Origin of the sequence: Halapricum desulfuricans, from assembly GCF_017094465.1 — an archaeon.
Lineage (GTDB): Archaea > Halobacteriota > Halobacteria > Halobacteriales > Haloarculaceae > Halapricum.
This window is the reverse complement of sequence record NZ_CP064791.1, coordinates 400,793-413,760: the sequence shown is the minus strand read 5'-3', so window position 1 is coordinate 413,760 and position 12,968 is coordinate 400,793. Positions and strand designations below refer to the sequence as shown.

Here is a 12,968-nt window from a genome sequence, read left to right as displayed (position 1 = left end):
CCATGGACACCCTCGTACTGGGAATCGGCAACGAGATCAAACGCGACGACATCGTCGGGCTGGAGGTCGTTGCGGCCCTCGAGACGCGGCTCGACAGCCCGGATGTGGCCTTCGAGACGATGAACTCGGGGCGGCTCATGCTCATCGACGAGCTGAGCGGCCACGACCAGGTCTGTATCGTCGACTCGATCGTGACCGAGGACGGCGAGCCCGGCGACTGGTACGTCTTCGATCCCCAGGCCGTCGAACCCGACAAAGAGAGCGGCGGGCTGGCGACCCACAACGTCGGCCTGGGGACGCTGACGACGCTCGGAGAAGCCATGGGCGAGTCGATGCCCGGGATCACGATCTACGCAATCGAGGTCGCCGACCCATTCGAGTACGGCGAGGGGATGACCGATCCCGTCCGCGAGGCCCTGCCCGACCTGATCGACGATATCGGCGAGGAGATCGAACGGCAGTTGCTGGCGGCGTGATCGAACCGCAGTCCGCTGGTCTGCGGTGTTGATAGATATTTTTTATGTATTCGCCACCTTCATACAGGGAGCACGCCTAGGTAGCGCATGACTGATCGTCCATGCGATTCGAGAGGTGACCGACAGCGGGACGATCACGGCGTCGCCGTCGCTTTTCAGTCGCTCGATACGGACGGATCCGTTCGGTTTGTCGACGACGAGTGGGTCGCGCTGACCGGCCGCGATCGCGTGGATATCGCTGGTCGCCCGTTCGTCGAACTGGTGTCCGGGGGAGATCGCGACGTGTTCGAAGACGCGTTCGACAGCGCCGCCGACGGGGACGTCGATTCGTGTGCGATCGCGGTTCGCGCGAGCGACGGCACGGCGCTGCCGATAACCCTTGACCTCCATCCGGAGACGAGTTCCGACGGGGCCGTCTCTCGGGTGCACTGTCGGCTCGAACCCCAGAGTTCGGCGACGAAGCTCGAAGCGTCCGAGGGCCTGCTCGAAGTCGCGCCAGTTGGCGTGTTCCGAACGACGACCGACGGGCGCGTGCTGTCTATCAACCACAAGCTGGCGGCGATGCTCGGATACGACAGCCCGCAGGGGGCAATAGCGGCATACAATGACCTCGAAAAAGACCTGTACGTCGAGCCACAGCGACGGGCGGAGTTCCTCGACCGACTGCTGGAAAATGGGATCGTCGAGGAGTTCGAATACCGGGCACTGACCGCCAGCGGACAGCAGCGCTGGCTGTCGATGAACGCCCGGTTGCTCGACGAACGCTCCGACGGCGAGCGCATCATAACGGGGTTCACACGGGACGTGACCGACCGAAAGCGTCGGGACCAGCAGCTAGCGATCCTGGAACGGATCCTGCGGCACAATCTCCGCAACGCGCTGACCGTGATACAGGGGCAGGCCGAACTGCTGCGGTGGGAGCGTGCCGACGCCAAAGACGCCGTCGAGACGATACTCGATCGGACCGACTCGCTGCTGCAACAGGCCGAGAAGGAACGATCGCTCACGGAATTGCTCCGTGGACCGACCGAGACGACGAGACGAGATATTACGATCCTGGTCGAGACTGCCCGTGCGGACGTGCTCGAAACACACGCCGACGCGGCCGTGTCAGTCGAGATCCCCGAAGCGGCACACGCGGCGGTTATTCCCGGGTTCGAGCGGGCGATCGCCGAGCTGCTCGACAACGCGATCCGCCACGGCGACGATCCGACCGTGTCCGTGACGGTCCGGGAGGACCAGTCGGCGATCGAAATCGATATCGCCGACACCGGACCGGGACTGCCGGAGATAGAGCGCGAACTCCTCTGTGGTGTCGCCGACGAGACGCCGCTGTTTCACGGGACCGGGGTCGGGCTCTTCCTGGTCAGACAGCTCGTCGTCCGATCGAACGGGACGATCTCGGTCGCGGACAACGAACCGGAGGGAACCGTCGTGACGATTCGACTGCCGACCTGAGACTGCCGCCGGCCGTCTGCCGGGCGGCTACTCCGGCTGTTGCTTTTCGAGCAGTTCCATCCGGGTGTAGTGCTCGTCGATGAGATGGCCGAGCACGCGCTGTTCGATGTGCTCGACATCGGGCAGATCAGCGTCGTCGAGATAGTCCTCGCGGATCCCCAGATGCTCGACATCGCCGAAGATGACCTGCGTGCCCTCGATTTCCATCGTCTCTCGGACAGTGCATTCCAGCCAGGCCGGGCATCCGACCACGCGCTTGGGGTCGACGACCTCACTCTCGGTGTGCTTGATGTCGGCGGCCTCGAACTCCGAGACATCGACGTCCGCGGCGCTGTCGTTCATCTCCTCCAGCAGTCCGGCAGTGAAGACGTTGTAGACGAACTCGCCGGTGTCGATGGCGTTGCGCGCGGTGTCTTTCATCGTCCCGTCCTGGTGGTCGGTGGCGGTAAAGACCACGACGGGCGGGTCGACGGACGCGGGCGTCACGAAACTGTAGGGTGCGACGTTGTCCTGACCGTCCTCGCTCGTCGTCGAGATCCACCCGACCGGTCGGGGCGTCACCAATCGACCGAGCGTGACGAACAGCTCGTAGCCACCGAGGTCGTCCGGTTCGAGTTCGACAATAGAGTGGTCACCACCGAGACCCTGCTGTTCTGATTCCATATCTCTGCTATGCATCCCAGTACTGGAAAACGTTCCCCCTCGATATACGGGGATATTTTGTCTCAAATCTGATACCTTCATGGTCGATAATCCGGGATTGGGTGGAAAACGGTTTAGTCCGGTCTGGCGAAACGGACGGTATGGTCCGACGCGTGACGGTCCTGGCAGGATTGCTGGTGGTGTTGGGAGCGTTGTCGACAGTCATCCTGGGAGCCGTGTTCGGCACGATATTCTTCGCGATCACGGTCGCGTACGTGCTCTATCCACTCCGGGAGGGACTCGTCGATCGTGGATTCGGGCGGCGAACGGCGGCAGCAGTGAGCACGACCCTGGCGTTCGTCGCGGTTGCGCTGGTCGTGTTGCCGGTCGTGATCGTCCTCTACGTGCGACGGAGCGATCTGACCGCGTTGTTGGAGACGGTGCCGGACGAGGTGACCCTCGAGGGCGCGGGGATGACCTACACGCTCACCTTGGGGGAAATCAGTTCACAGGCCGCAGAAGTCGGTGAGTCGCTTGCGATCTCGATCGCCGGCTCGACACCGGCGCTGGGATTCAAGTTCTTCCTGTTCGTGCTGCTGGTGTACGCGCTGCTGGTCAAATCGGACGAGGTCACCAGCGCGCTGTTGCGTCCGATCCCTCGGGAGTATCACGGCGTCGTGATGGCCTTGCACGAGCGGCTGCGAGCGACGCTGTACGCGATCTACGTGCTCCAGGCGGCGACCTCGCTCGGGACGTTTCTCGTCGCGTTCGTCCTGTTCTGGGCACTCGGATACGAACCGGCGTTCTCGCTGGCAGTCGTCAGCGGGATCCTCCAGTTCGTTCCGATCATCGGGCCGAGCGTGCTCGTGGTGGCGATCGCCGGGTTCGAGGTCGCCGCCGGGAACACGACCGGCGCGATCGTGGTCACCGTGCTCGGACTCGTCCTGATCGGATTTCTGCCCGACGCGCTCATCCGACCGCAGCTGGCCGCGCTCACGGCAAAGATGCCGGGGAGCCTCTACTTCATCGGCTTCGTCGGTGGCATCCTCTCGATCGGCGTCGTCGGCGTCATCGCCGGTCCCGTCGTGGTGGGGCTACTGGCCGAGGTCGGTACGTTGCTGGCCGACGAGCGCCATCCGCACCTGAGTGATTATCGCAGCGAGTCCTGACGGGGCTACGACTCCACCAGCGCCGTCTCGAGGAGTTGCATCGGGTGTTTGACCTCGTATCCGGTGCCGTGTTCGATCTGGGCGCTGCACATCGGACACTCCGTCAGCGCGACCTCGCCCGGGGCCTCCTCGAAGGCCTCGAACATCTCCGCGCCGATCTCCATCGAGTCGTCGTACTTCTCGTCTTTCCAGCCGTACGTGCCGGCCAGGCCACAGCAGACGTCGCCCGTGTCGTCGAGTTCGACGCCGTCGACGTCCGCGAGGAGTTCGGTGACGATCCCCTCGACGCCCATGACCTCGCCGTGACAGGGGGCGTGGTAGGTCATCGCCGGGAAGTCGACGTCGGCACCGGCGAGTTCGGCTTCGAGGTCCTCGTTGACCCGGAGGTACTCGACCGCGTCGAACATGTGTGCGGCGACCTCGTCGACCCCGTCGATGTCGAACAGTTCGGGGTACTCCTTGCGCAGGGCCATCGAACAGGAGGTGCAGGTCGCGATCAGATCGTAGCCGTCCTCAACGAGCGCGCCGAAGGTGTCGACGTTGCCCTCGGCGACCCCGCGGGCGTCCTCAAGCATCCCGTTCGCGAACATCGGCGTGCCACAGCAGCTCTGTTCGGGCACCGCGATCTCGTAGCCCAGCGACTCGTAGAGCCGGACCATCGACTTGGCGACCTCGGTCTGGTGGTAGTTGGCGTAACAGCCGTGGAAGAACGCGACCTTCTTGTCCTCGCCGGTCTCGCCGCGTGCCTCGCGGGCTTCGCGAGCCCGTTCGGCCGAGGTGGCGTCGCCGCCGCGGTCGCTCCACCAGCCGCGGAACGTCTGGGTTGCGAAATCGGGGAACGAGCGCTCGCTCGGGAAGCCGAGCAGCTTCTCGTTGAGCCAGCGCGTCGCCCCGAGCCCGAAGACGGCGTTCGAGATCCGGGGCATCATACTCCCGAGTTTCCCCAGCGTGCCGTAGTTGGCCAGCATCTTGTTGCGGAGGAACTCCCGGGAGGCGTGGCTCATCTGGTTGTCGACGTAGTTCGCCCGGGCGACGTTGTGCATCTGCCCCAGCGGCACGTCGTTCGTACAGGCGGTATCACACCGCATGCAGTTCAGACACTTGTCGACGGACTCGTCGAACTCGATGTCGCCCTTGCGGGTGAGCCGCCACTGTTCGGGCCCCTGGAACTTCGGCCCCGGGAAGTCCTCGTTGACTTCCGCAACCGGACAGACCGTCTCGCAGTTGCTGTTCTTGTCACACTTGTCGACTCCCGGACGGAGGTCCATCTCCGTCGCGTCCGGGAACAGATCCACGGGATCGAACGTCTCGGATTCTGCTTGTTTGCTCATATCAACTCACCTGCCTCACTGCCGGCCACGTACCCTGTGGCCAGCGAGACGCCACTGCCGGATTTCTCGGTGGCGAAGTCGTAGCCGCCGATCACGTTGCCGGCGGCACGAAGGTTCTCGAACTGTGCGTCCTCGCCCGCGACCGGGCGCAGGTCCTCGTCGACGGAGACGCCGAACTCGGTGTAGGCGTGATCGCCCCAGACGTCGTCCTCGAACCACTCGTAGCGGTCGTCGGGGTGCTCGACCGGCAGGCCGAAGATCGACTCCTCGACGCCGCCCCGGTCGGACTCGATCCCACCGCCGACGGGGCCGCCAGTCGCCAGCACGTACTGCTGGGCCTCGTAGGCAACCTCCGAGCCCATCCGGTCCATGAGCACCTGTTCGACCCGGCCGCCGTCGGCATCGTAGTCGACGATCGGGTTGCCCGACGTGATCCGGACGCCGGCGTCCTCGGCCGCGTCGTAGAGGGCGTCTTCCAGCCGCAATCCCGGGAGACTCGGCGGCCCGGTGGGCACTTCGAAGACGTCGACGCCGAGCCGGTCCTGTAACTCCGTCCGGACGACCTCGTGACGAGAGTCGCCCAGCACCGCCGGGAAGCCGACGCGGCGCTCGTCTTCGAGGACGGCCTCGACGCGGTCGGCAAGCACTTCCCGAACGGTCCCGTCGTCGACCGACTCGTCGCGATCGAGTGCCCGGGCGTAGCGGGTCACGTCCGCGTCCTGCGGGAACGATTTGGGGAAGCGGACAGTCTCGCCGCGCACGTCGAAGGGGACGCCGGCGGCCGACAGGTGGTCGGCGGCCATCGGCGCGTCGAAGCCGGTGACGCTGTCGATGCCGACAAGCAGCATGTCCCGGTCGTCGCTGACGAGTCCCGGGGCGGCCGAGCGCGGGTATCGTGCCGTCGGTTTGACCGAGCCGGCGTGGGTCGCTACCAGCGCGTTCGCCTCCGAGTGGTTCCCGAGGTAGTCGTCCCCGACGGCATCGTCGAACAGCGCCAGCCCCTCGCGGACGGCGTCGGCCCCGACCTTGCTGTAGGGATGCTCGGCGGGGAGTTCCGCGAGCGCGTCGTACGGATCGGCACGCGGCGCGTCGTCGCCCGGTGCGTAGCCGAGCACGTCGACGAGACCGCTCGCGTTCCCGAGCGTGCTCTGCTTGTAGGTGACCAGCCGCGTGCGTGCGCCCGTCTCCGCGGCCGCGATGGCGCTCGTGAGACCGGCGATACCGCCACCGATCACCAGCACGTCGTCTTCAATCGCCATCGGACTCACCCCCGTCGGCCACGGCACGACCAGCGTCGAACGACTCGAAGTCGACGCTGACGTCTGTGGGGTCGCGATCGCGGTTCATCGTACTCGCGTGCAGCGCGTGGTTGAGCGTCGCCTGATCCAGTTGCTCGCCCCAGAGGGCGTGGCGCTGGCCCTTCCAGCGCTCCTGGTACAGTTCTTCGAGCGCGGCCCGAGCGGCCGCCTCGCCGTACTCGGGATGGAGCTCCGCGGCGAGTCGATGCGAACAGTTCCCCCCCTGGCAGGTCCCCATCGACGCGCGGGTCTGCTGGCGCACCGAGTTGAGGTCAGTGCCGGCGCTCTCGATGGCGTCCTGGACCTCGGCGCGGGTCACGCCCTCGCAGTCACAGACGACGGGATTGGGGTCGGCCCCCGAAAGCACGTCGTCGTATCGGCTGCCGAGTCGCTGTTTGTTGCGTCGGGCCAGCGGCGACCGCAGGCCGTAGCGGTCCATCGCGTCCGAGAGGATCGCCCCGTCTTCACTACCCGGAAGCGGTTCGTCGGCGGTCCGACACTCGGCGTCGACGCCGAGCAGCTCACAGACGTGATCGGCGGTGGCCTCGGCCATCTTCCGGTAGGTGACGAACTTGCCGCCGACGATCGTCGAGAGGCCGTCGAGCCCGTCGCGTTCGGTGTGGTCGAGCAGGAAGTAGTCTCGCGTGACCTGCTCGGTATCTTCAGTCCCAGTTCCCGGCGGCTCGTACAGCGGGCGGACCCCCCAGTACGAACGCAGCGTTCTGGACTCCTCAAGGATCGGCGCCATCTTCGACATCTCCTCGATGAGGAAGTCGACCTCCGTTTTCTCCTCGGGAAAGTCCTCCGGGTCCTCGACCTCTTCGTCAGTCGTCCCGAGGATCGCCGTCGTCTCGTGGGGGACGATGATGTCGGCGTTGCCCCGGGGCTTGCAGCGGTTGATCACCATGTCGACCTGTCGGACGTTCATGATCGTCATGACGCCTTTCGACGGAATGACCTCGACGTCGACGCCGGCCATCGCGCCGATCTCGCCGGCCCACGCCCCCGCGGCGTTGACGACGTGGTCGGCGTAGATCTCCTCGGTTTCGCCGGCAGCGCCGTGGACACGGCTCCCCGAACCGGACTTGTGCTCGACCTCGACGCCGACGACCTCGCCGTCCTCGGTCAGGAGATCGGTCACTTCCGAGTGGGTCTCGATCCGGGCTCCGTGGTTCTCCGCGCTGACGGCGTTTGCGACACAGAGACGGAAGGGGTCGATCGCCCCGTCCGGCACGTGTATCGCTCGTTCGAGGTCCTCCGAGAGGTACGGCTCCATCTCCAGAACCTCCTCGGCGGACAGTACCTCGGCGGGAATGTCGCACTCACGGCACCCCTCTAGTTTCTGCTGGAAGTACTCGTCGTCGTCCTCGGGCATCTGGACGAACAGGCCGCCGGTCATCTCGACGCAGTGAGAGGCGATGTCCCGGAGGATCCGATTCTCCGTCATGCAGTCTTCCGCGCTGTGCTGGTCCGTGACGGCGTACCGGCCACCGCTGTGGAGCATCCCGTGCATCCGGCCGGACGTCCCGTGGGTCAGGTTCCCCTTCTCCAGGAGGGTCACGTCGATCCCGCGCATCGCGAGATCGCGGGCGGTCCCGACGCCGGTCGCGCCGCCCCCGATGACAATCGTCGATGGTTCACTCATCGGTTCTCGTCGGGGCTTGGTAATCACCCCACTTTAGTTTACGTGCGCTACCCCAGTTAGTGGTAAAGAATTGTATTGAACATAATCGACTGTTTCGTAGGGGCAAGAGATCGCGCAAAGAGTATTTTCGGCGTTTCGTCGGCCGATTGTTGAGTTATCTCCGATCACGGCCAGAGTGGTTGTGTCTGAATAGTACACAACCACGCTATCGGACCATCTTCGTGGCGAATGGCGACAGTCATCACAACAGCCTCCAACAGAGACGGGACGTAGTTGTGGACAACAGCACTAGACTGTCTGCTGCCAGTCCATGGGGTATACGACACGAGATGGCGGCCGTTTTCAGCGTGTCACGGCCGGCGGTCACCGAGGTCAGTCGATCGCCATCACCGGTTGTGGCTCGTAGGGGGCGTCCAGATAGTTCATCTCCGAGTCGGTCAGATCGATCTCCAGGGCTTCGACGGCCTCTTCGAGGTGTTGGATACTCGTCGTGCCGACGATCGGAGCGGTGACGTATTCGTTTTCGAACTGCCAGGCCAGCGCGATCTGTGCCATCGTGACGCCTTTCTCTTCGGCCAGTTCCTGAACGCGCTCGTTGATCTCCTTGCCGCCGCCCTCGACGTACTCGGGGGTGGGGTTGTGGTAATTCTCGGGATCGCCACGCTCGGTCGCCTCGAGTCGATCGAACGGCCGTGCGAGAAAGCCCTGTCCGAGCGGCCCCCACGGAATTACGCCCATGTTTTCTCGTTCGGTGATCGGCAGAAGGTCACGCTCGTCCTCCCGATAGGCGGGGTGGTAGTGGTTTTGCATCGTCTCGAAGCGGGGCAGGTCGAGCCGTTCGGCCGTCCGCAGTCGCTCGGCCAGCTGGTGGGCCCACATCGAGGAGGTTCCGATATGGCGAATCTTCCCCCGTGAGATCAGATCGTCCATCGTTCGCAGGGTCGTCTCGATGGGCGTCTCCGGGTCGACGCGGTGGGTCTGATAGAGGTCGATCGTCTCCATACCGAGCCGATCGAGGCTGTGTTGGAGTTCCTGTTCGATCGTCTTCCGGGAAAGGCCGTCGGCATTCGGATGGGATTCGCCGTAGGAAAAGCGGACCTTGGTGGCGACGACCTGCTCGTCGCGATCGTACTCGCCCAGCACGTCGCCGAGAATTGCCTCGCTCTCACCGTTCGAGTAGACGTTGGCAGTGTCGAAGAAGTTCACGCCCAGATCGATGGCTCGCTCGATCAGCTCGCGCGCGTCGTCGCCATCGAGCATCCAGGGTTCGCCGGTCCCGAAGCTCATACAGCCCAGTGCGATCTTGCTCACGGACATCCCCGTGCTCCCGAGAGTGGTATACTCCATACCACTCCGATTCGAGTAAGAACGGTATCAGCGTTGGGGCAAGGGTTCACGGGGCCGGAGCTGAGCGACCAGCGGCGGACGGTGAAAACGCCGTGAGTGGAGGGTGGTAACAGCCGTCCGAGCGATCCTAGAACCCCGTCAAGCTTAAATGCCCCTCAGGCGAAGCGGGGAACAGTCAGATGGCGAAAGTAGAGATCAACGTACCGGAGCACCTGGAGATGCAGATCGCCCAGCTCGTCGAGAAAGGCGAGTTCCTCAACCGCGAGGAAGCGATCGAAGACCTGCTCTCGACAGGACTGAAAGCGTACAAAACCAGCGGGCCGATCGACGAAGACGAGGAGCCCGGACTGGAAGACGACGGGATGATGGGCCACGACGACGAGTACGTGTTCTAAGGTCATCGAGGATATCTTTGGCCGAGTACAGTATTCAGATTGGTCGACAATCGTGGAACGGCTGGGGATTGTGGCTGAATCCCGATTGAACAGCAGTCTGGTAGTCCCTGCCGGGCAATCCTTAAGCCGTCGTCTATCCAATTGGAGTACACGAATGCACAAAGACGAGCTCTTAGAACTCCACGAGCACATGGTCACCATCATGGAGTACTTCCGCGAACAGGACCACGTCAAAGACGGGCTGTTCGATCCATACGAGGAGCTTGATGTCACGCCGGCGGACGTCCACAAGTCCAAAAGCGAGCACAAACACGCCGTGTTCGTGCTCGGGAACGCCCTGGCCACCGCGATGAGCGAAGACGAGTTCTCCGACGCCGGTCGCATCGGCAAGCGCATGCAGGAACTGGCCGAAGACGCCGAATCGAAGATCTAGAACTCCGGTTCTCGCTCAGTCACGAACGCGGTGACGCCCTCGTGGAAGTCGTCTGTATCGGCCAGTCGGGACGCCGTTTCGAGTTCTCGATCCAGTGTCCGCCGTAGATCGACGTGCTCCGCACGGAGGAGATTCTTCGCGGCGATCAGCGCGTCACGAGGGCCGGTCGACAGCGTCGCCAGCAGCGACACGAGCTCGTCCTCGAAGGTCTCGACCGGGTGGACGTCGGTGAACAGCCCCAGTTCGGCCGCCCGCTCGGCGCCGACCAGCTCTCCCGTGTACAACAGCTGTAACGCGGTGTCGGGGGCGACGATCCGCGGGAGAAGGTACGTCGCCCCGGCGGTCGCTGCGAGCCCGAACCGACGGAACCCGAATCCAATCGCACCCCTAGCGCTGGCGATCCGGAGATCACAGGCCAGCGCGAGCGCCGCCCCCGCGCCGAAGGCCGCCCCCTCGACGGCAGCGACGGTCGGCAACGGGCACTCGTAGACGGCAGCGACGGCGTCGCCGACCGCTTCGAGGCGGTCTCGCCAGGCCGCCCCGTCGAGCTCGCCACGAGCGCGGCCAACGTGTGCGCCGACGTCACCGCTGGCACAGAACGTCTCGCCTTCGCCCCGGAGGAGCACACAGCGGGCGTCGCTGTCTTCCAGTCCGGTGATCCCATCGGCGAGTTGCGTCGCGGTCTCGGCCGTGAGCGCGTTGCGTCCGTCGGGGTTCGCGAGCGTGCAGATCACGACCCGTTCGGAGCGCTCGACCTCGACAGTCATGCTTCGGTGATCGTGCCAGGCTGGCAAAAGCATTGGCAGCGAGCGAGCGCGCGGTAGCCCACGAGCGTGCGGGATCGACGCCCCAACAGTTTGGCGGTGCTTTCAGAAGGGCGCGGGACGATAGAGCGGTATGCGCATTCACTGGCATCGACGTGACCTCCGGGTGGCCGACAACCGACCACTGGTCGAGGCCGACGCGGACGGGCCGATCGTCCCGGTGTTCGTCTTTGACCGGAACGTGCTCGAACAGGCCGGACCGCCACGGGTCGCGTTCATGCTCGACGCGCTCGGATCGCTGCGCGAGGCGTACCGGTCGCGAGGGAGCGACCTGCTGATCCGCGAGGGTGACCCTCGCGAGGTGCTGCCCGACCTCGCCGAGCGGTTCGACGCTGACGCGGTCACCTGGGCCCGGGACTACTCCGGACTCGCTCGCGAGCGCGATACCGACGTTCGGCAGGCACTGGACGCGGTCGGGGTCGCCCGCGAGGCCGTCCACGACGCGGTCTGTCACGAACCCGGCGCGATCCGCACGAACGACGGCGACCCCTACTCGGTGTTCACCTACTTCGGCCGCAAGTGGCACGACCGTGAGAAACACCCCACGGTCGATCCGCCCGATCGAGAGCAGCTGGCCGATATCTCCGACGACGAGCCGGTCCCGACGCTCGATGAACTAGGTTTCGAGGAACCGGAAGCCGCGATTCCGCCCGCGAGCACCGCCGAAGCGCGCGAGCGTCTCGAGGAGTTCTGTGAGGACGACATCTACCGCTACGAGGAGCGCCGGGACTACCCCGCCGAGGCGTGTACCTCGCGGCTCTCGGCGCACCTGAAGTTCGGCACGATCGGGATCCGGGAGGTGTACGAGTCGACCGAGGGGGCCAAACGCGGCGTCGACGGGGATCGACTCGAATCAGTCGAGGAGTTTCAGGACCAGCTAGCCTGGCGAGAGTTCTACACGCAGGTGCTGTATTTCAACCCCGAGGTCGTCACCGAGAACTACAAAGAGTACGAGCAGGAGATCGACTGGCGGGAAGACGAGGACGCCATCCAGGCCTGGAAAGCGGGGCGAACGGGCTATCCGATCGTCGACGCGGGGATGCGCCAGCTACGCGAGGAGGCGTATATGCACAACCGCGTGCGGATGATCGTCGCCTCCTTTCTGACGAAGGATCTGCTGGTGGACTGGCGGGTGGGCTACGAGTGGTTCCGGGAGAAACTGGTCGATCACGACACCGCAAACGACAACGGCGGCTGGCAGTGGGCGGCCTCGACGGGGACCGACGCCCAGCCGTACTTCCGGATCTTCAACCCGATGACACAGGGCGAGCGCTACGATCCCGACGCCGAGTACATCAAACGCTACGTGCCCGAACTCCGAGAGGCTGACCCGGAGATCATCCACTCCTGGCACGAGGCGTCGCTCACCCAGCGACGAAACGCAGCCCCGGAGTATCCGGATCCGATCGTCGATCACAGCGAGCGAAGAGAGGCGGCGATCGAGATGTTCGAGACGGCACGCGGGGAGAGCTAGACGATCGCCGACCAGACCGGCGCGACGAACTGGAAGAGACTGAGATAGCCGACGTACAGCAACGCGAGCACGGAGGCACCGATCGCGCCCTTCGGGGCGTCCAGATCGACGCCACGTCGGAGTTCAGCGTTGCGAGCCTCGAACTCGAAGAAGTCCGTGATGAACAGCCCGACAATCAGCGTCGAGGCGACGATCCCGCCGTGCTGGTCGAGCGTCGTATAGTAGAACACAGTGAGTACCAGTGCGACGTTCGAGGCGACGTGCAGGGGATGGCGCGACAGGCGCTCCGTGTCGTCGCCGGCCTCGCTGACGTGTTTGCGATGTGCGAGCAGCCGCGTGACGACGTTGACGACCAGGAGACCGAGCAGGAGGTACTCGACGGTCCCCGCCCCGCCGAGCACGGCGTCGACGGCGCCGAGCGGCCCGGGGAGCTGATAGGCTGGCGCTGACATGTGCGCATCTGCGAGCCAGGCGCA

General features: G+C 64.7%; 13 protein-coding genes. 6 read left to right on the top strand and 7 right to left on the bottom strand.

The features are described 5' to 3' along the window. The first annotated feature begins 2 nt into the window (after positions 1–2). Entirely contained in the window at positions 3–476 is a 474-nt protein-coding gene (locus tag HSEST_RS02070) for a hydrogenase maturation protease (RefSeq protein WP_229121912.1), read from the top strand. A gap of 87 nt (positions 477–563) precedes the next feature. After that, positions 564–1,934, top strand: coding sequence for a sensor histidine kinase (locus HSEST_RS02065; protein WP_229121911.1), 1,371 nt, complete (start codon positions 564–566; stop codon positions 1,932–1,934). A 27-nt stretch (positions 1,935–1,961) separates the two neighbouring features. On the opposite strand, the gene HSEST_RS02060 is transcribed toward HSEST_RS02065, so the two are convergent. Beyond that, positions 1,962–2,597: a flavin reductase family protein gene (locus HSEST_RS02060; RefSeq protein WP_229121910.1), complete on the bottom strand. Its 636-nt coding sequence runs from the start codon at positions 2,595–2,597 to the stop codon at positions 1,962–1,964. Between the two features lie 140 nt (positions 2,598–2,737). Between HSEST_RS02060 and HSEST_RS02055 the strand changes: the two genes are divergently transcribed. Then, positions 2,738–3,745, top strand: a complete 1,008-nt coding sequence (locus HSEST_RS02055; protein ID WP_229121909.1) for an AI-2E family transporter — start codon at positions 2,738–2,740, stop codon at positions 3,743–3,745. A gap of 5 nt (positions 3,746–3,750) precedes the next feature. On the opposite strand, the gene HSEST_RS02050 is transcribed toward HSEST_RS02055, so the two are convergent. The 4 genes from HSEST_RS02050 to HSEST_RS02035 all read right to left on the bottom strand — a co-directional run bounded on the left by HSEST_RS02050 (position 3,751) and on the right by HSEST_RS02035 (position 9,366). Next, positions 3,751–5,076, bottom strand: coding sequence for an anaerobic glycerol-3-phosphate dehydrogenase subunit C (locus tag HSEST_RS02050; protein ID WP_229121908.1), 1,326 nt, complete (start codon positions 5,074–5,076; stop codon positions 3,751–3,753). Next, positions 5,073–6,335, bottom strand: coding sequence for a glycerol-3-phosphate dehydrogenase subunit GlpB (gene glpB, locus HSEST_RS02045; protein ID WP_229121907.1), 1,263 nt, complete (start codon positions 6,333–6,335; stop codon positions 5,073–5,075). Before glpB ends, HSEST_RS02050 begins: the two co-directional genes overlap by 4 nt. Beyond that, positions 6,325–8,019 (bottom strand): anaerobic glycerol-3-phosphate dehydrogenase subunit GlpA, encoded by a 1,695-nt coding sequence (gene glpA, locus HSEST_RS02040; protein WP_229121906.1) that lies wholly within the window; start codon positions 8,017–8,019, stop codon positions 6,325–6,327. Before glpA ends, glpB begins: the two co-directional genes overlap by 11 nt. A 372-nt stretch (positions 8,020–8,391) precedes the next feature. After that, positions 8,392–9,366 (bottom strand): aldo/keto reductase, encoded by a 975-nt coding sequence (locus HSEST_RS02035; RefSeq protein ID WP_229121905.1) that lies wholly within the window; start codon positions 9,364–9,366, stop codon positions 8,392–8,394. Positions 9,367–9,545: 179 nt separating this feature from the next. On the opposite strand from HSEST_RS02035, the gene HSEST_RS02030 reads away from it, so the two are divergent. Both HSEST_RS02030 and HSEST_RS02025 read left to right on the top strand, forming a co-directional pair. Beyond that, positions 9,546–9,761 (top strand): ribbon-helix-helix domain-containing protein, encoded by a 216-nt coding sequence (locus HSEST_RS02030; protein ID WP_229121904.1) that lies wholly within the window; start codon positions 9,546–9,548, stop codon positions 9,759–9,761. Between the two features lie 154 nt (positions 9,762–9,915). Continuing rightward, positions 9,916–10,194: a UPF0058 family protein gene (locus tag HSEST_RS02025; RefSeq protein ID WP_229121903.1), complete on the top strand. Its 279-nt coding sequence runs from the start codon at positions 9,916–9,918 to the stop codon at positions 10,192–10,194. Here the strand turns inward: HSEST_RS02025 and HSEST_RS02020 are convergent. Beyond that, the gene (locus tag HSEST_RS02020) at positions 10,191–10,961 is read right to left on the bottom strand and encodes an enoyl-CoA hydratase/isomerase family protein (protein ID WP_229121902.1); all 771 of its coding nucleotides are present in this window, start codon (positions 10,959–10,961) and stop codon (positions 10,191–10,193) included. The two genes, HSEST_RS02025 and HSEST_RS02020, sit on opposite strands and share 4 nt — an antisense overlap. A 130-nt stretch (positions 10,962–11,091) precedes the next feature. On the opposite strand from HSEST_RS02020, the gene HSEST_RS02015 reads away from it, so the two are divergent. After that, on the top strand, positions 11,092–12,492 hold the full coding sequence (locus tag HSEST_RS02015) for a cryptochrome/photolyase family protein (protein ID WP_229121901.1): 1,401 nt from the start codon (positions 11,092–11,094) through the stop codon (positions 12,490–12,492). Here HSEST_RS02015 and HSEST_RS02010 read toward each other — a convergent pair. After that, complete coding sequence (locus HSEST_RS02010; protein ID WP_229121900.1) at positions 12,489–12,944, bottom strand: DUF7313 family protein; 456 nt, start codon at positions 12,942–12,944, stop codon at positions 12,489–12,491. The genes HSEST_RS02015 and HSEST_RS02010 overlap by 4 nt on opposite strands. Positions 12,945–12,968: the final 24 nt, after the last annotated feature.